The sequence below is a fragment of the Nocardioides sp. NPDC051685 genome (assembly GCF_044453405.1).
GTDB lineage: Bacteria > Actinomycetota > Actinomycetes > Propionibacteriales > Nocardioidaceae > Nocardioides.
The window spans coordinates 90,034-115,368 of sequence record NZ_JBITCR010000013.1; the positions used below are offsets into that span (position 1 = coordinate 90,034).

The 25,335-nt window shown below is 65.2% G+C and carries 21 protein-coding genes; 2 read left to right on the forward strand and 19 right to left on the reverse strand.

The annotated features are described in order from the left end of the window. Nucleotides 1-88: 88 nt before the first annotated feature. From ACIA03_RS26350 to ACIA03_RS26440, 19 genes are all read right to left on the reverse strand, one after another. Nucleotides 89-976, reverse strand: a complete 888-nt coding sequence (locus ACIA03_RS26350; protein WP_396988109.1) for an SDR family NAD(P)-dependent oxidoreductase — start codon at nucleotides 974-976, stop codon at nucleotides 89-91. A gap of 274 nt (nucleotides 977-1,250) precedes the next feature. Beyond that, nucleotides 1,251-2,597, reverse strand: a complete 1,347-nt coding sequence (locus ACIA03_RS26355; protein ID WP_396988111.1) for an LLM class flavin-dependent oxidoreductase — start codon at nucleotides 2,595-2,597, stop codon at nucleotides 1,251-1,253. Between the two features lie 632 nt (nucleotides 2,598-3,229). Then, the gene (locus ACIA03_RS26360; protein WP_396988113.1) at nucleotides 3,230-4,291 is read right to left on the reverse strand and encodes a peptidyl-prolyl cis-trans isomerase; all 1,062 of its coding nucleotides are present in this window, start codon (nucleotides 4,289-4,291) and stop codon (nucleotides 3,230-3,232) included. A gap of 29 nt (nucleotides 4,292-4,320) precedes the next feature. Further along, on the reverse strand, nucleotides 4,321-6,642 hold the full coding sequence (locus ACIA03_RS26365) for an RND transporter (protein ID WP_396988115.1): 2,322 nt from the start codon (nucleotides 6,640-6,642) through the stop codon (nucleotides 4,321-4,323). 7 nt (nucleotides 6,643-6,649) lie between these two features. Beyond that, nucleotides 6,650-7,990, reverse strand: coding sequence for an MlaD family protein (locus ACIA03_RS26370; protein ID WP_396988117.1), 1,341 nt, complete (start codon nucleotides 7,988-7,990; stop codon nucleotides 6,650-6,652). Beyond that, nucleotides 7,987-9,120, reverse strand: a complete 1,134-nt coding sequence (locus ACIA03_RS26375) for an MlaD family protein (protein ID WP_396988119.1) — start codon at nucleotides 9,118-9,120, stop codon at nucleotides 7,987-7,989. The genes ACIA03_RS26370 and ACIA03_RS26375 overlap by 4 nt, the downstream gene beginning before the upstream one ends. 83 nt (nucleotides 9,121-9,203) lie before the next feature. Further along, nucleotides 9,204-10,604 (reverse strand): MlaD family protein, encoded by a 1,401-nt coding sequence (locus tag ACIA03_RS26380; protein ID WP_396988121.1) that lies wholly within the window; start codon nucleotides 10,602-10,604, stop codon nucleotides 9,204-9,206. Continuing rightward, nucleotides 10,601-11,746, reverse strand: a complete 1,146-nt coding sequence (locus tag ACIA03_RS26385; protein ID WP_396988123.1) for an MlaD family protein — start codon at nucleotides 11,744-11,746, stop codon at nucleotides 10,601-10,603. Before ACIA03_RS26385 ends, ACIA03_RS26380 begins: the two co-directional genes overlap by 4 nt. Before the next feature lie 137 nt (nucleotides 11,747-11,883). Further along, the gene (locus ACIA03_RS26390) at nucleotides 11,884-13,251 is read right to left on the reverse strand and encodes an MlaD family protein (protein ID WP_396988125.1); all 1,368 of its coding nucleotides are present in this window, start codon (nucleotides 13,249-13,251) and stop codon (nucleotides 11,884-11,886) included. Continuing rightward, a complete protein-coding gene (locus tag ACIA03_RS26395; protein WP_396988127.1) occupies nucleotides 13,248-14,492 on the reverse strand; it encodes an MlaD family protein in 1,245 nt (414 codons plus the stop codon). The genes ACIA03_RS26390 and ACIA03_RS26395 overlap by 4 nt, the downstream gene beginning before the upstream one ends. After that, nucleotides 14,492-15,295 (reverse strand): ABC transporter ATP-binding protein, encoded by an 804-nt coding sequence (locus tag ACIA03_RS26400; protein WP_396988129.1) that lies wholly within the window; start codon nucleotides 15,293-15,295, stop codon nucleotides 14,492-14,494. The genes ACIA03_RS26395 and ACIA03_RS26400 overlap by 1 nt, the downstream gene beginning before the upstream one ends. A gap of 43 nt (nucleotides 15,296-15,338) precedes the next feature. Then, on the reverse strand, nucleotides 15,339-16,217 hold the full coding sequence (locus ACIA03_RS26405; protein WP_396988131.1) for an MlaE family ABC transporter permease: 879 nt from the start codon (nucleotides 16,215-16,217) through the stop codon (nucleotides 15,339-15,341). Further along, on the reverse strand, nucleotides 16,214-17,098 hold the full coding sequence (locus tag ACIA03_RS26410; protein WP_396988133.1) for an MlaE family ABC transporter permease: 885 nt from the start codon (nucleotides 17,096-17,098) through the stop codon (nucleotides 16,214-16,216). The genes ACIA03_RS26405 and ACIA03_RS26410 overlap by 4 nt, the downstream gene beginning before the upstream one ends. A gap of 257 nt (nucleotides 17,099-17,355) precedes the next feature. Further along, nucleotides 17,356-18,354, reverse strand: coding sequence for an acyl-CoA dehydrogenase family protein (locus ACIA03_RS26415; protein ID WP_396988135.1), 999 nt, complete (start codon nucleotides 18,352-18,354; stop codon nucleotides 17,356-17,358). Next, nucleotides 18,354-19,487 carry an acyl-CoA dehydrogenase family protein gene (locus tag ACIA03_RS26420; RefSeq protein ID WP_396988137.1) on the reverse strand — a complete coding sequence of 378 codons (1,134 nt, stop codon included), beginning with the start codon at nucleotides 19,485-19,487 and terminating at the stop codon, nucleotides 18,354-18,356. The genes ACIA03_RS26415 and ACIA03_RS26420 overlap by 1 nt, the downstream gene beginning before the upstream one ends. A 4-nt stretch (nucleotides 19,488-19,491) precedes the next feature. After that, nucleotides 19,492-20,277, reverse strand: a complete 786-nt coding sequence (locus tag ACIA03_RS26425) for an enoyl-CoA hydratase/isomerase family protein (RefSeq protein WP_396988139.1) — start codon at nucleotides 20,275-20,277, stop codon at nucleotides 19,492-19,494. Next, a complete protein-coding gene (locus ACIA03_RS26430; protein WP_396988141.1) occupies nucleotides 20,264-21,061 on the reverse strand; it encodes an enoyl-CoA hydratase/isomerase family protein in 798 nt (265 codons plus the stop codon). Before ACIA03_RS26430 ends, ACIA03_RS26425 begins: the two co-directional genes overlap by 14 nt. A gap of 3 nt (nucleotides 21,062-21,064) precedes the next feature. Then, nucleotides 21,065-21,823: an SDR family NAD(P)-dependent oxidoreductase gene (locus ACIA03_RS26435; protein WP_396988143.1), complete on the reverse strand. Its 759-nt coding sequence runs from the start codon at nucleotides 21,821-21,823 to the stop codon at nucleotides 21,065-21,067. Nucleotides 21,824-21,857: 34 nt separating this feature from the next. Next, a complete protein-coding gene (locus tag ACIA03_RS26440) occupies nucleotides 21,858-23,051 on the reverse strand; it encodes a thiolase family protein (protein WP_396988145.1) in 1,194 nt (397 codons plus the stop codon). Nucleotides 23,052-23,318: 267 nt separating this feature from the next. On the opposite strand from ACIA03_RS26440, the gene ACIA03_RS26445 reads away from it, so the two are divergent. Together ACIA03_RS26445 and ACIA03_RS26450 are read left to right on the forward strand one after the other, a co-directional pair. After that, nucleotides 23,319-24,125 carry a crotonase/enoyl-CoA hydratase family protein gene (locus tag ACIA03_RS26445; protein WP_396988147.1) on the forward strand — a complete coding sequence of 269 codons (807 nt, stop codon included), beginning with the start codon at nucleotides 23,319-23,321 and terminating at the stop codon, nucleotides 24,123-24,125. Beyond that, nucleotides 24,125-25,321: a CaiB/BaiF CoA transferase family protein gene (locus ACIA03_RS26450; RefSeq protein WP_396988149.1), complete on the forward strand. Its 1,197-nt coding sequence runs from the start codon at nucleotides 24,125-24,127 to the stop codon at nucleotides 25,319-25,321. The genes ACIA03_RS26445 and ACIA03_RS26450 overlap by 1 nt, the downstream gene beginning before the upstream one ends. The last annotated feature ends 14 nt before the right edge of the window (nucleotides 25,322-25,335 follow it).

Sequence of the window (25,335 nt, forward strand, 5' to 3'; positions counted from 1 at the left end):
CCTTGCTCTGTTGGATTGGTCGCCTCGGCTCGTCGGATGCCCGAATTCACCGTGACGGTGCGTCTTGGGCCGGTCAGCCTGCCGCCGGTCAGTCCTGCCGAGGCGCTGGGGCGCCGGCGAGGATGTCGTCGAACCGGCTCTGCAGGGTCTCCGCCGGCGCCGGGTGGGTCAGGATGTGCGGCTTGTTGTCCTTGATCGCGTCGATCACCATCCGTCCCACAGCGTCAGGGGTGATGTACTCCCAGGGGCTTGCCGCGACGTCTGCGTCCTCGAGCTGCTCGACCGCGCTCTGGACGGCCGGGTTCTCCGGCTGCACGATGTAGTCCGTCCACGACTTGACGCCGCGCTTGTCGGACTGCTCTTCCGAGGGCCGGAGGCGCTCACTTGTCACGATCCTCGTCCGGACGGGCCCGGGATGCAGGATGCTCACGCCGATCCCCTGGGTCTTCAGCTCCTCGCGTGCGGCATGCGACAGCCCGTCGACCGCACTCTTGGAGGCGGAATAGGCCGAGTGTCCCGCGACGGCCACGAGAGAGGCCATCGACGAGGTGTTCACGATGTGCTTCTCGCCCGGAGTCTCGCGCATCCGCGGAACGAAGACATGGTGGCCGTGCAGCACGCCCCAGAAGTTCACTGCCATGACCCACTGGAAATCCTCGTAGCTCGTGTCCCACGAGGCCCGGAACGGCCGCAGGGTCACCCCGGCGTTGTTGACGAGGATCTCGACGGAACCGAACCGCTCGTAGACCGATTCCGCGAGCTGCTCGACCTGATCGAGCTTCGAGACGTCAACTGCGTACGCCGCAGCCTTTCCGCCATTGGCGCCGATCTCCGCTGCGACTGCCTCGGCAGCGTCCTTGTCGAGGTCGACGACGGCGACGTTCGCTCCCTCGGCGGCGAGCTCGAGCGCGATCGATCGTCCCATGCCTCCGCCGGCGCCCGTGACGACGGCGGTGCGGCCGCTGATTTCCTTCATGATGAGTCCTTCGTGACAGAGGTCGCGCCGGCGGCGACAACAGCGCTCACCGGTTCGACCTTGGAGAATGTCGGCCATCGAATACCTGGACGACTGTGGCTTAGAACACTAGGAACGGCGCGGTGCTGAGTGATATCGGGACCGCGCCAAGCAGTTGCGTGAAGATGACATCCCAGGCCTTGCGCCCTTGGACCGGCCACGCGTAGGCGCGGCTACACCGCAGGTGATACCGACCGATGGAAGGTCGACGGCTTTGGATCCTCGGGGGGTCACATCAAATGGCTTCGGAAGGCACACGATCCAGTGTGGTTGCGAACTGGTTTGCGGGTCGCTTGAACCCAAGCGTCTCCCGCAAGGTCGAGTGCTCGTACTCGGTGCGGAACCGTCCGCGTCGCTGGAGCTCGGGAACCACCAGGTCCACGAAGTCCTCGAGCTCCTCGGGAGTGCCCTGCAGGCAGAGGATGAAGCCATCGCACACCCCGCTGTCGACCTCGTTCTCCATGTAGTCAGCGATCGTCTCGGGGCTACCGACCACGGTGCCGGGGACGTTGAACCGGGCGATGAGCTCCCGCAGGGTGGGCTTTCGTCCATCGATCGAGAGCGACAGGACGGCCTGTCGGTATCCCTCCGTGAGTCGGTTGTCGCCTAGCTCGGGCAGTGGTTCGTCGAGGTCGTATCCCTTGAGGTCGACGCCGAGCATCCCCTCCATGTCGTCCAGAGCCAGCCGTGGATCGAGATGGGACGCCAGCCACTCCCACTTGTCCTGCGCCTCCTGGTCGGTCCGCCCGATGACCGGAGTGATCTGGGACAGAACCTTCATGTCGGCCCGCCCACGACCTTTCGAGGCTGCGACCTCGCGGAGTCCCTCGGTGTAGGCCCGACCGGCATCGCCTGTCAGTGGAGTGAAGATGACCTCGCCGACCGACGCGGCAAACTCCCTGCCCGGCCCGGAGCTGCCAGCCTGCGCGATGACCGGGTATCCCTGCGGGGGACGCATGATGTTGAGCGGCCCGGCGACGTCGAAGTGCGTGCCATGATGCTCGGTGGGGTGCATCTTGCTTGCGTCGTAGAAGACGCCGGCCTCCTTGTCGATGAGATAGGCGTCGTCCTCCCAGCTGTCCCACAGCTTCTTCACCAGGGCGACGAATTCGGTCGCCCGGTCGTACCGCAACTCGGTGGACACTTGACCTGCACCGCTGAAGTTGGCGGCATCGAACGGGCTACCGGATGTCACCACGTTCCATCCGGTCCGGCCTCCGGAAAGGTGGTCGATGCAGGCGAGCTGGCGCGCCAGGATGTAGGGCTGGTGGAACTGGGTGTGGGCCGTCGCAATGAGACCGATGTGCTCGGTCACGCTCGCCATCATCGTGACGGCGATGAGCGCGTCCCAGACGCCGACCTTCGCCGTCAGGTGCCGCAGCTCGTTCGACATGGGCCAGACCGACTGGTTGTCCGCCATGAAGACGGCGTCGAGCTTGCCCCGCTCGGCGGTCTGGGCGATTCCACGCCACAGGTCCGGGTTCCAGATGTCGTTGCCCGTGGTGTCCGGGCGCCGCCACGACGCCTTGTGCCAACCGCCCGCATGGGGCATGACGCAAACGTTGATGTGATTGCTGGTCATGTCGCTTCCGTTCCGCGGCCGACCACCCGCTGTTTGTCGGCCGCTGGGTCTCAATGAGGTTTGGGTACGCGCGGTGTACGGCTGTCGCGCTCAACGCTCCGACAACGGGCCATCGCGGGTACCGTCTCGGCTACTCCGCGGATGCGGACCGAACATGCATGTGCCGTGCTCGATCCCAATGCACCGGCAACGTACCCACGCTGGATCGGCGGAAGTTATCGGAGGCGCGTCAGCGACTTTCGACTTCATGCCAGGGCGATGCGCGCCCGCCCATCGGACGACAATGCGACGCAAACATGTCCCAGGACAGGAATTTGGGACAGGAATTCCATCTCTGCGGGGCCGCAGATCCCTCAGGGACAGGACAAGCCCACAGACGCGGGGCACGACTGATGGACGCGGAAGAGCTCCCCTCCACATGCGCACATCTCGTGTCAAACTAGGTCAGAGGAGATTCTGGGAACATCAAGGGGGAACGCAGGGACCCCATGTTGAGATCCGGAAGAATTTGCATACGCGGTCCTCAGAGGAACGAGGGCACCGAACCTCACCAGAGTCCTGCTCTTGCAGATCTCGCCAAGGCTGGACGGTTCGGCTATGTGCACCCCTCGGTTCAGCGTGGTTGCAGGGGGTCAGTTGCCGCCCGCGGCAGGAGATGGTGTCTCGGTCGAGGTGCCGGGGCTGGGCTCGGCCGACCCCACGGCGTCCTCAGGCGGAGCCGTCGGATTGGCGGGACGCAGGTCGTCGGCATATTCGACTTCCGCGTTCTTGAGTGCCTTTTTGAGATAGTCGCGCCAAACCTTGAGCTTCTTCTCGGCCGTGAGGCGCTCCTCGATCTCTTTACGCACATCGTCGAACCCGACCGGCTTCGATGAAACGATGTTGACGACCTGCCCGACATTCCAGCCGTAGGTGGTCTGCACGGGGCCAAAGACCTCCCCCTTCGGAGCAGCGAACGCCGCATCGGCATAGCCCTTCTCGAGCTGCTGCGCGGTGACGACGCCCAGGCGCCCACCGTCGTTGCGAGTGCTGCCATCGAGCGACCACGTCGCCGCCAGCTGATCCAGTCGGCCGGTCCGCCTCGCGGCACTGGCCACCTTGTCGGCATCGGCCTGTGTCTCGACGACGACGTTGATCAGGCTTCGCCCCTCGGGCGTCACCATCTCCGTGCGATGCTCGTCGTAGGTCCTTTGGGCCTCTTCCGAGGTTGCCGGCCGGACATCGGCGGTGACATCGGTGATGAGGCGTGACGTAGCGACCTGCGCTCGAATCTCGTCGAGCACATCCTTCTCCGAGATGCCTGCTGTCGACAGGAAGTCCACGAAGGCGTCGCGGCCACCGGTCAGCTGCTGCTCGATCAGCTTGTCCAGCTCCGTCTGGGCTTCCTTGTCAGAGACGACGATGTCTCGCTCTGCCGCCTCGGATGCCAACACGAGACTGACAGCCATCGACTTGGCCGCATCCCGGTCGAACCGGTCGACCGACCTTCCACCCTCCGGACGCCGGACCCCGTAGAGCGCCTCGAGTACTTCCACCCGGTCGTCGAGCTCGTCTCGTGTGACGATCTGGTCGCCAAACCGGAAGGCGGCGTCGTCAGGAAGTTGCCGGGAGTGAACGACGACGCCTACTGCCACACCAGCGATTGCGAGCAGGACCAGGCCCACCGCGATGGCCCGGCGACGGTTCTCGAACACGGACAGGATCCTCTCTCTGCTGTTCCGACTCATGACACGACTTCCTCTGCTGTACGTTGCGGAGCGATCACTGTCTGGGTCGCATCCGGTTGATGGGTTGTAGCGGCATTCGACATCGCATCGACGGCTGGCGTATCAGGCCAGAGGATGCGGTCCACCACCAGTGCGGCTGCGAACGAGCAGGCCACGCCCGCCGCGAGCAGGAGGCCGAAGTCCCGAAGCACAGCGAGCTCCGACAGCGCGAGCACGAGGTAACCAACCGTGCCGGCGAGGGCTGCGGTCGCCACTGCTCGTACGCCGTCTCCTCGCCGCAGCATGATGGCGAACTCCGATCCTGTGGCTACCACCAGCGACCCGAGGGCCACCGTCAAGGGGCTCAACGACCCGGTGGTGATGGAGGCGATGAGACCGACCCAGCCCGTTGCGACCACGATCGTCGCGAGGGCGCGGGCGGCGTCACGGAACGAACGCAGGCCGACGAGGATGACCAGTGTCGCCGAAGCGATGCCGACCAGATTGATCAGGATGCGCCCGCTCGACACCACTTCGAGGCCTCGGGCCGCTGAGACCGGCAGTCCGACGACTTCGACATCGACCCCCGCCGGGGGATCTCCGATCGCCTCGTCGAGATCCTCGAGAAGCACCCCGAGTTCATCGACACCTTCGAACTCCACCCCGAGGACGATCAGGGACTGTTCACGGTCCGATCGCAGCACTGCGGAAGACAGGTACGGCGGGATCGCGTCAACCGCGGCATCGACTTGCGCGGCCGTCGGCTCGGCACCGAGAAAGCTGAGGAGGTCACCGATGCTGAGCACCGGATGCACGCGGTCACCGAGCTCGGTGACAATACGCCGTTGCGCCTCACGGCTCCACGCCAGCACTTCGGGGGCAGTCACCTTGGAACCGTCGATCACCACCGTCACCTCACCGTTCGATCCCAGCGTCTCCTCCGCATAGCGCGCTGCGGCCAGCTCGGGCAGACCCTCCGCGAGCTTGTCGGGCTGAGACTCCACCCGCAGTCCCGCGAGCGCACTCCACCCCACGACGGCACTCGCAAAGATGCACAGAGCGGCGAGTGCCCGGACACGAGGCGAGAACGACGGAAGCTCCCGTGCGCCTTCCGACACCCCATCGGGCGGTGGAACCGGACCGAGCAGGTGACGCATGACGACCGCTGCAGTGACCGTGAAAACGATGCCGGCAGCGAGAGCGAGGCCGAGCTCTCGAACAAACGGGAGTGGAGAGAGTCCCACCGACGCGAAACCGACCACGGCAGCGCCGGTCGCTACGAGCACGGCCCTGTCAGCCTTGCCCCGGGACCAGTACAGCGGAAAGTCACTTCCGATACCCATGAGGATGGGCAGGAACGCCACCACACCGAGCGAAACCGGATGCCCGAGCCAACCGAACCCGGCGATTGTCGTGGCCGTTCCGATCAGGGCCGCGACGATCGGCCTCATACGGTCCCGGCGACGACGCGTCCACTTCAGCAGCAGGAAGATGATGCCGACCGCGCCGATGGCAGTCGCGCCGAGCAGCGGAAACTCGCTACGGCCTCGATCGGCGAGGCCCGCGGCGATCGCCGGAGAACCTGTCACCGTCGTCCGGCTCACGTCGAGGTCTGCTTTCGTCACCGTGGACTCGACACGGTCGACAAGCCGTGACGTTCCCGCTGCATCGAGGTCTGCACGGGGACGCACCAGGACAGCCACTGTCGTGGGCGACGGGATCAGGTAGCGCCAACGCGGCCGTGCGGCCAGGGTCTCCTCGTCGAAGAGGATCGTCTGAACAAAGCGCGGGTTCTTCAGCGTCGGGAGCCCCGCTGGCATGCCCCTGACAAGCAACGTCCCGTACCGCTCGTCGAATCGGGCGACCGCCGCACGGCCGAGCTCCTCCACTTCGGGCTTCGAAAGCCCCTTCTTGCGAGCTGCGGCCATGACCTCGTTGCGATACCCATCGCGTCTGCCCGAGATCTGGGCGAGCATGTCCTGGGCCGCCCCCGCGGTCTGGTTGAGGACCGTTCCCGGGCCGTAGACGGCAGCCACGTCCCGAATCTTCGCCAGCTCGCCTTCCAAGCCAACGAGTCGGAGCAGCTGCTCTTGCTCCGAGAAGAGTGCCCGGGGTTGTTCGGTCTCCAGCAGTACAACGAGGGGGTCGCCCCCGAAGTCGTCCGACTTCGACGAGAATGCCCGCTGAACCGGGTCCGAGGACGGGAGGAACGACTCTGTGCTGGTCGTGAGCTCGACCCGGAACAGCCCTGCCACCACAGCTGCACCGACGCCGAGCGCGACGAGCGCCAGCCGCCAACGCCGTCCCCCTGCCGTTGTCTCGTGGTTGTGCGCCTTCATCGGAGCCTCAGGGTGCCTTCTTGACGCGGGGATAGTCGCCTGTCCCGAAGGGACGAGGATTGTCGACGTCGCCGGGCTGCGGATACGGGTTGTTCCAAAGAAGACCGCCCTTTTCGCTGGAGACGAGCGGAACGGGGTTCCCTCGAACCGTTCCGGCCCCCTCTGCCGTGGCCGTGAGGCGGATCGGGATGACCCCGTCCTCGGCATACTGGTCGAACGAGGCTCCGAAGCTGGCGAACAGGACGCCGAGGTCACGGCCGTATGGTGCGAGGTAGCTCAGCATCGGCTGCACGTCCGCAAGAGTGGTCCGTGCCTCGGGGATCGCATTCTGCACAGTCTCGTCGAACGGCTCGATCCGGGTAAGCGTCGCTGGGGCAGCGTCGAGGACCCCATCCAGGTCTGGGACGAGCGCACGTAGGTCACGCGCGGCCGGTCGCAGGTTGACGAGGGCACTGGACAGCAATGGCGCCGCAGTCCGTAGATCGGCCGCGATAGGCGCCAGCGAACCGTTGAGCTCACTAAGGCTCCCCGCTGCTGTCTCGAGGTTGCCAACGAGGGTTGGAAGCTGACGGACGGACTCCTCGATCTCCTTCTGGTTCGCTGCCGTGACCTGAGTCAGTCGTTGCGAATCACCGACAAGAGCGACGATCTGGCCCTCCCCCGTGTCGAGAGCATCGAGGAGCACTCGTGTTTCGACGGTCAGCTGCTTCAGATCCTTGCTCTGATCAGCAAGGGCATCGGCCACAGTCTTACCCTCGCGGCCGGTTCCCCCGAGGCCGCTCATCAACGCGTCGATGTCTTCGCCCCGATCCCCTGTGGCCCGGTCAAGACCCTGGAGTGCACTGCCCAGATGCCGGCGGGTGGGCTCGTCCAGAGTGTCCAGGAGCTCATCGACGTCCATCGCCGGTGTGACCGCCGATCCGCTGAGATGCGAGCCGTCGGGGAGCTCCGTACCCTTGCCGTCCGCGAGCTCGACGAACGACGAGCCCACAAGTGACTTCACTCCGACGCGGACGTTGGCACCCTTGTGGAGCGGAGCTGCCTGGTCCTCGATGCTGAGCGTGACCTTCACCTTGTCTCCGTCACGCTCGGTCGCCTCGACCCGGCCGACCCGCACCCCGGCGACCCGGACCTCACCGAAGTCCTTCAGGTTCTTGATGTCGTCGGCCTCGAACGTCACGCGGTAGTCGTCACTCCGACTGGCAATCACGGGGATCTCTCCACCGGACTTGACCCAGAGATATCCGAATCCGACCGCGCACGCCAGCGTGAAGGCGACGACCGTCCGCAGACGTGGATCGGTGAGCACGGCGCGCACTCCCCCGGCTACTGTCTTGACGGGGCTCATCGCAGACCACCGCCGGTGGGCTCGTCGACCTTGACCACAACGTGCGCGCGCCCAAGACCGCCGTTGACATCACCCAGGCTGAACGACGACGAGGTGTTGTAGACGAATCCGCCAAGGTCGTCCAACCACGGAACAAGCCGTTCGGTGGCCTGCGGCAAGTTCGCGGTCACAGGTGTCAGGTCACGCAACGAGGAGTTCAGGTTGCCGGCCAGGGGCCGCAGGTCATTGACGACTGGGCCCGCCTTACGAACCACCGGACGGGCCTCGGCGACCAGCGAAGAGGCGCTGTCGACGGTGTCTGCCAGACCGCTGATGGCTGCGGGCAGGTCCTCCGAGGAGCTGTGCAGCTTCTGGAGCACGGGTGTCAGCTCGTCGGTGAGAGACTTGGCGTCTGCCATGGCCGTCCGGAGGTTCTTTGTGACTCGGGGCAGTCGTGCCAGCGAGGCCGACAGTTCGGCATCTCGCTCAGTGACCACTGTCAACGCGTCGCTGAGCGAGTCCACCAGCTGTCGAAGACGCTTGTCGTCCTGGCCGACGGCGGTGGCAATCTGCGACAACGACGTCACTAGTCGGCGCACGTTGGCTCGGCGGGTCTGGAGTGCTTTCACCACTGGGGTGAACGCTTCCGCGGCCGCGTCAGCACCAGCGACGCCCTCGGGAAGGTCACGCGGCGCGGAAGCCAGAGCAATGTCCGCCTGGGTGACCAGGTCGGTCAACGCGGCCCGCGCCCTGGCATCGAGCTCGTCGAGGAGCTCATAGGGCTGCACGATCCGCTCGGTCTGGTCGATCGGAATGACGCCGTTCTCCTTGAGCTTTCCGGCTGAATGGTCGCCGGGGTCGAGCGCCACATAGATGATGTTCAGCGGAGACTTCGATCGCAGCACGAGGCGGGCGTTCTGGTAGACCTCGTGGCCCTCGTCGAGGGAGAAACTCACACGAGCGTGGCCGTCCGTGGTCGGCTCCGCCTTGGTGATCCGCCCCACCGGCACGCCGGCGATCCGGACTTCCTGGCGTGCCGCCAGCTGGATCGCCGGCGCCACGTCGAACTCCGCGGCGAACTCGTACTTGTCGTTCCACGGCTTGAAGAGCTGGTACTTGCCGACGATGGACGAGGTGACGACAACGCCCACGACAACCAGAGTGACCAGGAGAAGGACATCCACGGTCAGCCCGGGAGTGTTACGGATTCGCTCCACAGCGGTTGAATACTTGCTCACGGCGCCAGCCCCAGGTTCTCGAAGATGGACGATCGCAGCGACCCGGAGATCCCTGCCTGGTCAAGGGCGAGAGCCACGAGGCTCTCCATATCGAACGGAAGGCCTGAGAGCGAGCTCAGTCCCACACCTGCCTGGAAGGCGAGGGTGGAGCCGTTCCCGTCCTGAGACATCGAGGCCCGGTCGATGTTGGTGGCCATGTACGCGAGTTCCTCATAGAACTTGTGATCGGCCATGTAGCCACCAGCACCACCTTTGTACGGCCCCTTCCCCTCCCAGGGGTTGAGCACGAAGTCCGACACCGGACCGTTGACCCGATCGAGCACAGGCCCGTGTAGGTCGGTGAGTACCTTTCGCCCATTTCGAGCAGTCGGTACGAGTTCCTCGACCGCCGGACGCGTGTCGCGCAGGAGCGGCTTGAGGTCAGCCAGCAAAGGTCGGGCGTCACGGAGAAGCGGCTCCAGCCGCTCGATGAGGTGGACGAGTTCAGGCGCCGACGGACGAAGGTCCTCTGCCGTCTCCGTCAGTGCAGTCACGCTCCCGTCGAGGCCGGACATTCCGGCCCTGGTGGTGCGGAGCGTCTCGGGGAGGTCTGCCATGGTCTCGCCTACGGCTCCGCGATTGTCGGCCAGGACCTCGCTCGTCACACTGAGGTTGCGGGCGATACCAGCAAGTTGTTGGTCCTTCCGGCTCAACACGTCTGCCGTCGTGTTCAGGTCCGTCACCAGGGACGGCAGATCAGTTGAAGGCCGGCTGCCGCGAGCAGCGCTCAACACGTCAGTTCCTGGCTCGAGTACCTCAGGCGCCGACTCGAGGAGGCCCGCGACCTCGTCGTCACCGGCGTGGAGCGACTCTCCGGTTGTCCCGATGAGCCTCTGCAATGCCTGACGCGCACTCTTCGGGAGAGCTTCGGTGACTACGTCCAACTCTGTCGGCGCCGCCGTCCGCTCTCGCGGAATCTTCCCATCGAACTCGCCGCCGTCACCGCCCGCATGGAGTTCGATCGCATAGCGACCGCCGAGGATCGTGCGCGGCTCGATACGTGCCGAGGGACTGGATCCCAGTTTCGCAAGGGTGTCCTCGTCGACCTTCATGGTGACGATAGTGGTGCCGTTGTCTGTCCGGTTGAGGTCAGTCACGTTGCCCACGGTGAGGCCGGCGACTTTGACCGTCGAGTCGTTCTCCCGGAGCTTGTAGCTGTCCGCGAACTCGGCCGTGATCGTCTGCCCGCCACTCAGCAGTGACTGGATCTCCGCTTTGGAGGCAAGCACCACGAACAGCAGGGCGAGAATGACGTAGAAGTTCACCCCCAGCTTGAAGTTCCGAGCGCGGGCCGCACGTGCCCGGGCAGGAGCGCCCTGCACGACTTCGGTAGCGGCTTTGGGATGACGTGTCCTCATCGCTTCGCTCCTCCGCTGCAGTTGGTGCGGGTCGACTTGTTCCAAGCAGTACCTGGGCAGGGGTACGGCTCCGAGCGGTACAGGGGGTCAGGCACGCCCGCAACGCTGAAGAGCCCAAGACCTGTGAGCTGGGCGGCGAAGTAGTGCTTGTTGTCATCGCCCTCCAGCGTTCCGGACAACAGATCATGCTGCGAGAAGAAGCGTCCCGTGTCTGGAATGTACGGCGCGAAGAGGCGGAGGAAGTACGCCGAATCCTCGAGGGAGGAAGCCAGCGGTCTCACGACTGGACGCGCATCCGCAACCGTATCGGTCAGCGAGGCAATTGCCGGACTCGCCGTACCCGAGACGCGAGGCAGCTTGTCGAGCGTGGGCGGAGACTCCCGTAGGAAACCACGGAGGTCGGGCGTCCCCTTACCAAGGGCCCGAGCACCCGGCTTGAGCTGGCGAAGCGCGACCGCGGCGTCGTCCAGCGGCGCCTCGACGTCGTCGAGGCCCTTCCGCGTTGTGGCCAAGGCCTCGGGGAGCTTGCCGACGGTCCTTTCCAGGGGCTCGCCCTCGTCGACTCCGACGGCTGCGACCGTCTTGTCGAGGTTTCGCACAAGGCCATCGATCTGCCTTTGCCGACCGTTGAAGCGGTTGACGAGACGGTCGCCACTCATCAGGAGAGCAGAGACCTCGGCTTCGCTGCTGCCGGTCGCCTCCATGACGGTCTCCAGGTCAGCCAGCAGGTCCGGAGATGCCTCGAGGACATCACGTAGGTCGTCACTGTGACCTGCGGTACCTGTGGCGAGCTCGGCAACAGCGCCACGCACTGCTTTTCTGGTCTTGGGGTCGAACGTCGAGAGCACGTCCTCGAGGGAGTTCGAGTCCTTGGTCGACGACACGGCGATCACATCGTTGCCGAGCTCGCCGGAAGCTGCCGTACCGGGATCGAATCCGACATACTTCTTGCCGAGGGCCGAGAAGTTGCCGACGTACGCGGTGGCGTCCTTGTAGACATCGACGTCTCCGTCGAGCCGAAGGGTGACCTGGGCTACGCCGTCAACGAGCGAGACGTCGCTGACCGTGCCCACGCGAAGGCCGTCCTGCTTGACCTCCTTGCCTGCCTTGAGGATGCCGACATCCTCGAACTGCGCCTTCACCTCGGTATAGCGACGGCCGGGAAGTGCACCACCGGCCTGGACGATGGCACCGACGAACGCGACGGCCGCGAGCCCGGCGAGGACGCACAGTCCCACGACGATCGTTCGCGCGACGTCCCGGTGGAGCGGGCGGGGGGTCATTGATTGCCTCCAAGGAACTGCGAGAGGAGGTTCTCCTCCTGCTGTGCGGTGAGTCCGAGCGCGCTAGCGGGATCCTCGGCAGACCTCGTCGACTTCTTCGACTGGTCCCCGAGTGCTCCCAGGAGGTCATCGACGGATCCTGTGGGGCCGGACGGCACATCGGGAGATGCGGAACCCGGCGCTGCCGTGCCAACCGGGACGAGCGAGTCGGCGAACGACTGCAAGGTCGTCGGGGTGACGTAGACGACGCCCCGGAAGTAGTGGGACAGACCGTCACGTCCATTGGTGCTCAGCGCCCATTTGCGAACGAAGTCCATGACGTCCTGCAGGTGTACGTCGAGGAGTTCGCGACTGGCCGGCTTCAGCTTCGATGCGGTCGTGGCCAGATCGGGGCCGGCCTGCCGCAGTTGGGCGACCACTGGAGCGGCGATTTCGAGCAGCCGCTCGGCCTCCTTCAGCACCGGCTTCAACGAGGCGAGTGCAGGGTCCGCTGAATCGGCAAAGTTCCGGAGCTCCGCGACAACCTGCTCGAGGTCGCCCGTGAGAGGGCGGAGCGCTCGCAACGTCGGCGCGCCCGCCCGGGCGGTGTCGCCGAACGAGGCCAGCGTCCGCTCAGCAGAGGCGAGGGTCGCCGGGAGTTCCTCGATGGTCTGCTCAAGGGCTACCTGCTGGTTCTCGAGCGAGGCAAGGGTGTCACGGGTCGACTCGACAAGGCTGTCGAGGCGCTGACCATCGTCGGCCGCAAGCGCCCCGACAACCGGATCTGTCGACTCGACCAGACTCGCGAGAATGTCGTTCTGCTCCGAGAGGATCTGCCCCACACGTTCCGAGTCATGCATCGCGCCACTCAGCAGCTTCAGGGCCTTGGCGAGTTCAGCACCGTTGCCGTCGAAACCCTCACCGAGGGTGGTGACGACGGACGCGAGTCCCGCAGCGGTGGGGTCCTCGAAGGTGTTCAGGAGGTCCTGGAGCGTGACGGCGGATGATGCACGGCTTTCGGGGATGACGGTGTCGCGCGCAAACGGTCGCGAGTCAGATCCGGGGTCGAGGTCGATGAAGTTCTCACCGAGGAGGTTCACCGGCCTGATCTTGATGGACGCGTCGTCGTGGAGGGGGAGGACGGTGGGCGACACGTGGAGCGTCAGGAGGGCCTTTCCCTCGGTCAGCTCAATGTCGGACACCTCGCCGATACGGACACCTGAGGCCCTGACTTCGGCCCCCTTCTCTAGCTGTCCTGCATCCGCAACCGTGACCTTGATCGCGTTCTGGTGGTCCGCATCATCGCGCGTCACAGCGAACCCTGTGGCGAGCAGCGCTACGCCAACACCAACGCCGATACCGCGTCGGAGGACATTGTTGTTCATCGGACCTTATCTCCATTCGCATCCGTCCACGGCTGGTCGACCAGGGACCCCGGGGCCGGCTCCTTGGCCTGGAACATAGAGGGCGGCATGACGCCGGGATTGCTGGTGAAGGACGAGACCGAAGCCGGAATCATCGCGCGCCCAAAGTGTCCTGAGGCGTTCTTCGCGGAGAAGAGAGAGGACCAGTTCGTGAGGAAGCCGACGAGTTCGGGCGTATAGGGTCGAAGGAAGCTCACCGCGGGCTGCAGTTGGTTCAGGGCGGTTTCGGCATCTGGCACGGTCTCGGTGGCGATGTCGAGGAGGCCGGGTGTCTGCTCGAGAAGCTTGTCGACGCCAACGAGCGTGGGGCGAAGCTCAGCGACGACGGGGCGCAGGTCCTGTAGGACCGGATCGAGTTCTCGTGCGACCGAGGGAAGCTCGTGGACCGCCGGTTGCAGGTCTTCGAGCAGCGGGGTCGTCTCATCGACGGCGCGAGGAAGCTTGACCAGTAGGTCGTTCGTCGTGCGGAGGGTCGACGGAAGTTCGTCGAGCGCAGCGGCCAGCTCATCAGCGTGCTGCACAGCCACGGCGACAAGCGAGCGAAGATCAGCAACCGTGGTAGCGACGTCGTCATCCCGGCGGGCGAGTTCGTCTGTGACCTCATGCAGGTTGGTCACGAGTGTCCGGATCGCCTGACCGTCCTTGCCCACGCCGTCGAGTACCGCCACCAGCGCTTCGACAAAGGGGCCGGCTTCCGCCAAGGTCTTGTTCAGGTCCGTATCGCTCCGTCTGAGGGTACGGTCCAGTTGACCAACCAGCTTTTTCGCCTTTGCCCTCGTGGGTTCGTCGAGGGCGGCTGCGACGTCGTCGAGCTCCACCCGCTCGGTCGTGCCTTGGAGAACCTTTCCCTCCGGGAAGACCGGATTCGTGACAGGACCGGGCTCGACGTCGACGTACCGACGCCCGACGACCGAGTTCCAACGAACGTGGACATCGGAGCCCGCGTGCAGGGGCCCTCTGTCGCCATCGATCTCAAGGGTCAGCCGAGCCTGATCGCCCTCCACTCCGAGTGCGGTCACCTGGCCGACGTCCTGACCGCCGATGCGGACCTCGCTACCCTTGACGAGGCCATCCGCGGCTGGCACCACCACGTCGAGTTCGTAGGTCTCATCGCTCGCGACCGAAATGGCAACAACACCGATGGCAGCAGCGAGGCCGCCGGCGAGGAGCAGGCGCGTGCGGGTGAATGTGGGGCCGGCCATCAGTCCATCCCCAGGGGGCCCTCGGCGGCGCCCGCCAGGAACTGGCGCACGAAGGGATTGTCGGAGTCGAAGGCGCCGTCAGCGTCGCCATAGTGCACGACGTTCCCCTTCCAGATCACCGCTACGTAGTCGCTGACGGTGCGAGCGGTTGGGATGTCGTGAGTGATGACGATGTATGTCCCGCCGTGCTCGGCGTGCACCTTGGCAATGAGCTGCGAGAGCAACTTGGTGCGCACCGGGTCCAGGCCGGAGTCAGGCTCGTCGAAGAGCACGACGTCGGGCCGCATCACCAGAGCGCGTGCGAACCCGGCACGCTTCCGCATACCTCCCGAGATCTCATTCGGTGCCTTGTGTATTGCCGTCTCGAGGCCGACCTCCACCAGGTTCGACATGACGATGTCGCGGATCTCCGCCTCCGACTTGTCGGTGTGGCGACGGAGGGGGAACGCAACGTTGTCATAGAGGTTCATCGAGCCGAAGAGTGCGCCGTCCTGGAACAGAACCCCGAAACGCTTGCGAAGGTTGAACCGCTCCTCCGCGGAGACACGCCAGATATCCGTTCCGAAGACCCGGACTTCGCCCGCGTCAGGCTCGAGAAGACCAACGATGTGCTTGAGCAGAACGCTCTTTCCCGTGCCGGACGGACCCAGCACGGTCGTAATCGCATCATCCTTGAAGTCAAGGGTCAGTCCGTTGAGGATGTGCGATGAACCAAAGCTCTTGTACACGTTGCGGATCTCGATGGTGTGCGAGTCCGACGCGGGCCGAGCGGTGCTCTCGGCCTGCGGGAGAATTGTGGTCATAGTGGTCTCCTGAGAGGGCATGATTCGGGCAGCGAATCGGGACTCAGGTCCCGATGGCAGAGCCGTAGCTGTTCGCGTAGAAGATCTGGGCTAGAAGGAGCGAGATCACGCTGATGAGCACGAGGTTGACGAGCATCGCTTGTGCGGTGTTGCGGCCGACGCCAACGGGGCCACCGGATGCGTTGTATCCGTAGAAGCAAGCAACGACCGTGATCACGAAGCCGACGATGGTGCCCCACAGCGTGGAAGCAATGAGATCCTTCGGTCCCTGCAGGAGGAACAGCACGTAGTCGTATCCGCCACCAGAGACAGCGCCCAGGAGATCGACAAAGAACACCTTGCTGGAGAGGAAGAAGACCATCAGTGAGATCACGAACAGGGCAGGCAGCACAATGACTGCTGCGATCACCCTGGTGCCGACGAGGTAGGGCAGCGAGCGGACGCCCATGACGTCCATGGCGTCAACCTCCTCGCTGATGCGCATCGCCCCGAGCTCGGCGACGATGCCGCACCCGTACTTGGCGGCCAGAACCCAGCCGAAGACCATCTCGATGACGCCGCGCAGCATCGGAACCGCAGGGACCGCACCGACGTACGACTCCAGGCCAACGCCCTCGAAGAGGAAGGACGTCGTGATGCCGACGAGGGCGCCCAGCATGAAGATCATGAACAGGATCACCAGCGCGTTGGAGCGGATCAGCACGGCGCATTGCCGTGCGACCTCGGCCGGGTACAGCCGCACGCATGTCGGCAGCGACTTGACCACATCGATACCGAAGGCGATGAGGGCACCGGCATCCTCCATCGCGGCACGCAGGCGGAATCCGGGCGCGGGATGACTTTCCTCGCGCTGTGCTTTGGCCTGGGGGTCCGCTGCCACAGTCAGGCCCGCCACCTGCGGGTTCAGGTTGGAGTCGGTCATCGCATGGCCCCCAGTCCCGGGAAGAAGCCGAGGATGATGGCGTTGTAGCCCAACTGCATCACGAACAACGCGATGAAGGCGGTCACCACGGCTTGGTTGACAGCTCGTCCGAGTCCGATTGCTCCACCGGCTGCAGACAGGCCCTTGTAGCAGCAGACAGCCCCAATGAGCAGGCCTGCCAGGAAACAGTTCAGGAGAAGGGCGGCGATCTCGACCGTGCTCATCGTGGTCCAGACGAAAGCGCCGTAGAAGTCAGCGGCAGGGACGCCGCCGATGATCGTCGATCCGAGCTGAGAGGAGAGCACGGTAATGAGCTCGGCCGGGATAGCGAGCAAGGTCGTGATGAATGCGATCGCCACAATGCGCGGCACCACGAGTTCGCGCACCGGGTCGATGCCCATGACCTCCATGGCGTCGAGTTCCTCGCGCACCTTTCGCGAACCCAGCTCCGCCGTGCACGCAGCACCAACCACCCCCGCGACAAGGAGGGTCGCAACCCAGACCGTGAAGCTGCGGGTTGACTGTACGAGCAGAAGCGGGCCGTACAACTCACCCACTCCGGCCACCGAGATGAACTGGACCGACGGCACCGCGAGGGCCATCAGGAATCCCGTCAGTGCGATGGTGATCGGCAGCCACGACCGCTTGATCGTGAAATGGGTCTCGTCGAGAACGGCCCCCCAGTACCCGCGCGGGTGACGGACCGCGCTCCAAAGAACCTTTCCCAGAAGTGCTGCCATACCCCCCGCCTCGGAGGTGACCGTGCGAATCGGTGCTGGCACGCGCGAGGTCACGCGGGACAACGTCCCCGCATAGGGGCCATCCGGATCGATCGGGGGGCCTTGATAGACCCGCCCGCCGCTATCCAAGTCCTGGCTCACGTCTCTCCTCCGAGGTGGGCGCCTCGTCCCCGAGGCCGTGCGTGTGCTGCGTCACACAGCAGCTTGGGTGACAAGTTACGTTGTTTGTCATGTGTGTGGCAAGAGCTCGTTGCCACGAAGTTTCGGAATCTTGAAATCTGCTGGTTCGACAAGGCAAGTCATCGAAAACACCGAGGCGACGACGGGCCGATCCCGTCGCCGCCAGCGATTGGTCCTGCTTCCCGAACTCGACGATTTGTCGTGGCCGAGAGCCGTCCTCAACTAGTGAGTACCGTCCAAAGATCCGTCTCACCCAGGCGCTGCGCTCTCTCACCAAGCAATCGCGCCCACCACACCTCAGTGCCAGCCTCGTCACGCCAGGCCCAGAGCCGTGTCGTGTGCAGGTAGAGCGGATACTCGGCTGTGATGCCCATGGCGCCGTGGAGTTGGTGGCTGAGCCGTGCCGCGGTTGTGGAAGCCCGCGCTGAGATCACCCGGGCAGCAGCAACCGCCGCGGTGGCGGCGTCACCTTCGAGGTCAGTCGCGGTCCGTTGCCGTGCACGCGACAATGCCGCCTCCGCCTGGACAAGATCAGCCTTCACCGTCGCGAGTAGCGCCGCTACTGCCGGGATCTTCACAAGGGGCGCCCCGAACTGATGACGAGTGTTGACATACTCACGCGTCAACCGATACGTGCCTTCGACAGCGCCCGCCAGAGTCGCCGACCACAAGAGCGCGAGGCGATTCGAGATCATCTCTGCGGTCGGAGCTCCTAGGAGGGGGCGTACGGCACTCCGGGCAAAGACGACTGCGTCACGAGGCTCGCCGGCCTCGTTGACGTCGGGAGTCACCATGACGCTTTCGTGGTGGAGGTCGACCAGGTAAATCCCTGACTCGGCCGGAAGCAGAACCATCGTGTCTGCATGGCGACCCCACGGCACCTCGTTGACAGCCATATTCTCATCGACGAGCTCGGGGCCGCGCGCAATGGTGCATACTCCCCCCGGCAGTGGGCCCACCTCTGCGATAGCCCAGCTCGCTGTTGCATGCTCCAGAAGGGGAGAGCTGACTGCGTAACGACCGAGCGAGACGGCGAGCGAAACGAGGTCGGACAAGGCGCCACCGGATCCACCGGCAGCTTCCGGGACTCCGACCGTGGTGAGACCGAGCTCGCCCATTGCGGCCCACACCTCAGGCAGGCGATCGGGGTCAGGCGCCTGCCGGTCCTTCATCAGGTTAGCGATCAGTTCGTCGACCGCTGCTGCGAGCTCGTCCATCACATGATCTCCTGTCGAGCGATGAGCGAAAGCAGCACCTCGGCAGCTCCGCCGCGGATGCTGTAGCCAGGCGATGCCAACAATGCCGAACGGAACCCGCTCCCCCCGAGGCGACCGCGTCGCCCGTGACCACCGTCGAAGGCCTTGCGAGCCACCTCGAGGACGTCATGCTCGAAGGCGTTGCCCAGGTACTTCAGTGTGGCTGCCTGCTGAACCGGAGCGTCGCCGGCGTCCAGGGCTCGCGCCACCTGCCAGGCCAGCTCGCGCAAGGTGGCGAGCCGCGCCACCAGCTGACCAACATCGACGGCTACATCAGCAACGGCCTCAGCAGGAGCCTCGACGATCTCGGCCAAGATCGGGTACGTCGTCAGGAATCGTTCCGGACCCCCGCGTTCGAACGACAGCTGCTCGACCACCTGTGCCCAGCCACGGTCGATTTCGCCAAGTACACGATGCTCGGGGACGAAGACCTCGTCGAAGCTGACCTCGTTGAAGTGATGCTCGCCTGCCAAGTCGACGATCGGTGATACTGCGATCCCAGGACTGTCCATATCCACGATGAACTCCGTGAGACCGACATGCTTCTTCTCACCCCGGGTGGTGCGGGCCAGCAAGTAGATGTGAGTCGCATGGTGCGCACCGCTGGTCCAGACCTTGCGGCCCTTCACCAGCCAGCCGCCTTCGACTCGTGACGCGGTCGTTTGCAGCGAAGCGAGGTCGGAGCCGGCCTCCGGCTCACTCATCCCCAGGCAGAACACATAGTCAGCCGAGATGATGCCGGGAAGGATCTCCGCCTTGAGCCGCTCACTGCCGTGGCGAACGATGGCGGGGCCGATCTGTCGGTCACCAACCCAGTGAGCGGCGACCGGGGCCCCCGCACGGAGCAGCTCTTCCGTCACAGCCAGCCTGGCGACGTTGGAGAGTCCACGCCCTCCGACCGCCGTTGGCCACGTGATGCCGATCAGGCCGCGTGCAGCGAGCTCCCTGCTGAACTCTGGGTCAAAGCCCCGAAGCCAACTATCACTACTTGGCGAGTAGCGACCTGCTTGACGCCAGGACTGGACCAGCCCTCGCACTTCATCACGGAGCGACTCATAGGACTGCCCCGGCACGGCCATCGCGTTCGTGGTCATCTCATCACCGTCCGACATATGTTCCGGGGCGCCGCTCCTTGAAGGCCGCCATTGACTCCTGGGCGTCTCGAGTCGAGGTCACCACCGCGAAGTGAGAAGAGATCAGGTCCAGAGAAGTGCGGAGGTCGTTGGCACGGAGTCCGGCATACACGGCCCGCTTGATCATCTGTATGGCAACGGGAGGCTGACCAGCCAGACGAGCAGCGAACTCCTGCACCCAAGCGTCGAGCTCGTCGTCCGGACGAACCTCACTGACGATGCCGAGCTTGAGCGCCGCCTCGGCATCGAGGAAGTCACCGGTCCAGAGGAGTCGAAGCGCGTCGGCGGTTCCAACCGTTCGGGGGAGGTAGTGACAACCGCCGTCTCCAGGCACCAGCCCCGCACGGATATAGCCCTCGGAAATGCGAGCCGACGCGCCAGCGAACCGGATGTCGGCCATCAGAGCCATGTCCACGCCGGCGCCGACTGCGACGCCGTTGATAGCCGCCAGATAGGGCTTCGACAGCGCCTCCGCGGCATAGGCGACTTGGTGGACCCGATTCGCCAGCATGTTCTTCTCCGCGATGGGCGTCCGCGGGCGATCCTCCAAGAGACCGAGATCGACGCCCGTACAGAAGGAATCGCCGGTACCGGTGACAACGACGACCCGAACGTCCTCGTCCGCCTCCGCAGAGCGCAGTGCTCGAGCCCACTCATCGACCATATCGAAAGTAAAGGAGTTCTTCCTGGTCGGACGATTGAGACGGATGGTCGCAACGTGGTCGGCGACGGCGTACTCAAGATCGGTCACTGTCTACTCCTGCTTCTACCGGGGCGGGACGGCTGGATGCGGCCCTCCGGAACTCGTCCATGGCATCGGCGAAGTCCTGGCTCGCGACGTTGATGGCCTGCGCACGGGCTTCGTTCTCCAGCGCCTGTTCGAAGGTCGTGATGAGGGCCTCCTCGAGGAGCCGTTTGGTCTGGGCGAGCGCTAGCCGCGAGGTTGCGGCCAGACGGGACGCAAGAGCGCCCACCTCCGCCTCGAGCTCCTCCGGCGCCACTACGGACGTCACAAGGCCGATCCGCTCGGCCTCCGCAGCAGTGATGGCGTCGGCCAGCAGACAGAGGCGCTTGGCTGCTCGTAAGCCCACCTGACGCGGCAGGAGCCAACTTCCGCCTCCATCAACGGACAGGGCACGCTTGACGAACACCTCCGAGAAGCGAGCCCTGTCGCTGGCGACGACGAAGTCACATCCGATCGCGAGGTTCATTCCGACACCGAAGGCGACCCCATCGACCTGGGCAATGGTCGGGATGGGCAGGTTGTGGAGGGCGCTGACGACTCTGTTGAACCACTCCATACGCTCCAACTGCGTCGCATGAGTCGAAGCCCCACCCGAGATGTCGGCACCCGCGGAGAAGTCCGTCCCAGCACCCCTGAGGACCAGCACCCGCACCGCAGGGTCGTCGACGACCGACTCGAGGACGGTTTGCAGCCCCTGCCACGTGCCGGTGTCGATTGCGTTCTTGCGATGTGGTCGGTTCAGGACCAGGGTCCCGATGCCGTCCACCACCTGCCATTCGACCTCATCCATGGGTCACCGCGGAGCCATCCGGATCGCGCCGTCAAGGCGGATCGTCTCGCCGTTGAGCATCGGGTTGTCGATGATGTGGGCAGCGAGGGAGGCGTACTCCTCGGGCGCACCGAGGCGCTTGGGGTGCGGAACCGAAGCCCCCAGCGAATCGCGTACCTCCTGCGAGAGACGGCCGAGGAGCGGCGTCTCGAAGATGCCGGGGGCGATGGTGCACACACGGATCTGCTTGCTCGCCAGGTCGCGGGCGGCGACGATGGTCATGCCAACGACGCCGGCTTTCGACGAGGCGTACGGAATCTGGCCGATCTGGCCCTCGAAAGCGGCGACCGAGGCGGTCATGACGACCACGCCGCGCTCACCCTCGACGGCCTCTGTCCGGGCCATCCGCGCAGCCGCGAGCCGGAGCACGTTGAACGAGCCGATGAGGTTGAGGTTGATGACCTTGGCGTAGGGCTCGATCGGTGCGGGATTCCCGTCCTTGTCGAGGATACGCAGCGTGTGACCCGAGCCTGCGCAGTGCACGACCGCGCGGACAGGACCAGACTGCTCGGCGACATCCAGGGCGGCGTTGACAGACTCCTCAGCCTGGACATCGCCAGCCACGAAGCGGCCACCAAGCTGCTCGGCCACGGCCGCGCCATTCGACGTGGGGAGGTCGAGGATGGTGACGGTGGCGCCCGACTTCGCGAGATTCCGCGCAGTGGCCAGGCCGAGGCCGGAGGCACCGCCGGTGACAAGGACAGAAGCGTGCTCGATCTTCATGGTGTTCCTTTCGGAAGGGTCGTGTGATGGGGGGTCAGAGACGTTCGATGAGCGTCGCGTTGGCCATGCCGCCGGCCTCGCACATCGACTGGAGTCCGTAGCGGCCACCGCTGTCCTCGAGCGCGCAGAGCATGGAGGTCATGAGGCGCGCACCCGAGCCACCCAGCGGATGACCAAGAGCGATCGCGCCACCGACCGGGTTGAGCCTCGCCGGGTCTGCGTCGAACTCGGACTGCCACGCGAGCGGGACGGGGGCGAATGCCTCGTTGATCTCGTAGTGGTCGATGTCAGCGATGGAAAGGCCCGACCGCGCGAGGAGCTTGTGGGTGGCCGGGATCGGACCGGTCAGCATCAGGATCGGATCGTCGGCCGCGACAGCGAACGAGTGGAAGCGGGCACGCGGGGTGAGGCCGAGCTGCTCGGCGCGCTTGGCGCTCATGACCAGCATGGCGCTCGCGCCGTCGGTGATCTGGGAGGAGTTGCCCGCCGTGACCGACCAGTTGATCTCGGGGAAGCGCTCGGCCGATGCCGGGTTCTCGAATGCCGGCTTGAGCCCAGCCAGCTTCTCGAGCGTCGTTCCAGGACGGGGAGTTTCGTCTCGGTCGACGCTGACCGTGCCGCCATCCTCCGTGGGAACGGTGATCGGGACGATCTCGCGGTCGAAACCGCCAGCCGACTGCCGTGCCACCGCCCGAGCGTGCGAGTTCACAGCGTAGGCGTCCTGCTGCTCGCGCGAGAGCTTCCAGCGAGACGCGATGAGCTCCGCCGAGATGCCCTGAGGAACCAGGCCCGGCGCGAAGCGACGCGCCACCGACGGACCGTAGGGGTCCATGCCGATCGTGCTGGCTCCCATCGGGATCCGGCTCATGGACTCGACCCCGGCCACGACAGCGATGTCGTAGGCACCGGCCATGACGCCCTGAGCAGCGAAGTGGGCCGCCTGCTGGCTGGACCCACACTTACGCTCCACAGTGGTCGAGGGGACATGAATCGGGAGCCCGGCGGCGAGCCACGCCATGCGGCCCACGTTGCCCGCCTGCTCCCCCACCTGGCTGACGCATCCGGCCAGCACGTCGTCGACCTCCGCCGGGTCGATGTCGACCCGGTCAAGCAGACCCTTGATGGTCTGAGCCAGCAGCTCCACCGGGTGAACGGTCGAGAGCGCACCCCCCGCCTTGCCCTTCGCCATCGGCGACCTGACAGCGTCAACGATCACGGCGTCAATCATCGGAGTCCTCCTCGGACGTAATTGGTCGACAACGGCGATGCGCCGACGACTCAAGAATCGATCAGGCGACACATTACAGAAGTTGTCATGTGCTGCCTAGTCCAGCATCCCTGGAAACTCCGCTTGCCTTGGCTCGACTCATAGGTCGACGACACATGACATCTTGTGTTATTTGTCTACCCTGTGGTGGAGGGTTCACGACACCCCAGATCAGTTCTCTGTTCACCTGAGCGCCGCGAGATGCGGTGCACACCTGGAGGTTCATCCATGACGGAATCCACCGAAACAGCACCTCTCCTCACTGAGCGCCATGGCCACGTACTCGTGCTCACCATCAATCGCCCAGAGGCCCGAAACGCCATCGACGTCGCCGTTACGACGGCGCTCGGAGATGCCATGGAGGCCGCCGAGTCAGACCCAGAGGTCCGCGTCGTCGTCCTCACCGGGTCGGGTGACAAGTCGTTCTGCGCCGGCGCCGATCTCAAAGCCATCGCCCGTGGCGAGAATCTCCTGCCCACTGAGGGAAAACGCGCAGCATGGGGCTTCGCGGGCTACGCCAGCCATCACATCTCCAAGCCGACAATCGCGGCCGTCAATGGCCCTGCTCTTGGCGGTGGCACCGAACTCGTACTGGCCAGCGACCTCGCTGTCGCGGCCGACAGCGCCACCTTCGGGCTTCCCGAGGTCAAGCGAGGCATCATTGCCGGCGCAGGCGGTGTCTTCCGACTGCCGACGCAAGTCCCCCGGAAGATCGCCTACGAGCTGATGTTCACCGGAGCCCCGGTGAACGCACAGCGCGCCCTTGAACTAGCGCTGGTCAACCGAGTCGTGCCCGCCCGGGATGTCCTCGCCACAGCCCTCGACCTGGCCCAGGAGATCGCCTCCAACGCGCCTCTCGCGGTACAGGCAAGCAAGCGCGTTGGCCAGCACATCGTCGACGGGGTCGTGATCTCCGAGACGCCGCTGTGGCAGATCTCCGCTGACGAGCGCGCGGCAGTTCGCGAGTCGGCGGATGCGAAGGAGGGCCCGCGGGCCTTCGCGGAGAAGCGTACCCCGGTCTGGCAGGCCCGATGATGACCGATGGTGCAGAGAACACGATGACCATCGATCCTCCCGCCGATGCCTCGGGCCCCCTGACCTCGCTGCGCGTGATCGAGCTCGCTGGTATCGGACCGGGGCCGTTCGCCGCCATGATGCTTGCCGACATGGGCGCCACCGTCATCCGGGTCGACCGGATCGAAGCAGTCCCAGATGAGCGGCCTGACGGTGCTCACCCGGACATCCTCAATCGCGGACGCCGGTCCATCGCCGTTGACCTGAAATCGGAGGAAGGCCGTCGCGTGGTTCTCGACCTGGTCGCCACAGCCGACGTGCTCATCGAGGGATTCCGTCCCGGCGTGACAGAGCGGCTCGGCCTGGGTCCCGACGCCTGCCTCGCCCGCAACCCGCGTCTTGTCTATGGCCGAATGACAGGGTGGGGCCAGTCCGGGCCCATGGCAAGCCTCGCCGGACACGACATCAACTACATCGCACTGACCGGGGCGCTCCATGCCTGCGGTCGCGCCGACGGCCGTCCGGTGCCTCCGATGAACCTCGTCGGGGACTTCGGTGGCGGCGGCCTGATGTTGGCCTTCGGAGCGATTGCCGCTGTGCTCGAGGCGCGGATCTCAGGTCGAGGCCAGGTGGTCGACGCAGCCATGGTCGACGGCGCCAGCGTCCTGACGACAGCGATCCACGGACTCCGGAACCGGGGAATCTGGAGCTCTGGCCGCGGGCAGAATCTCCTCGACACAGGCGCACCCTTCTACGAGGTGTACGAGTGCGCCGACGAGAAGTATGTGGCCGTCGGGGCGATCGAGCCACAGTTTCATGCCGAGCTCGTCCGTCTCACCGGCATGTCCCAGGAGAACTTGCCACCCAACCGGATGGACCCCGAAGGCTGGGCAGGAGCCAAGAAGCGGTGGGCTGAACTGTTCCTCACCAAGACACGGGATGAGTGGGTCGAGCTAGCAGGCATGTCAGATGCATGCCTTGCTCCGGTCCTGGACTGGGATGAAGCGGCCCAGCACCCACACCTGGCGGCTCGGCAGACCTTCGTCGAACATGCCGGAGTCCTGCAGCCCGCGCCGGCACCGAGATTCGACGCCACACCAGGACGCATTCAGCGCCCTGCACCGCATCCCGGCGATCACACAGACGACGTGCTGAGCGAAGTCGGCATGCACACGGAGGCCATCGCATCGCTGCGCGCAGCAGGGACGGTGCGTTAGCACGCCGACATCCC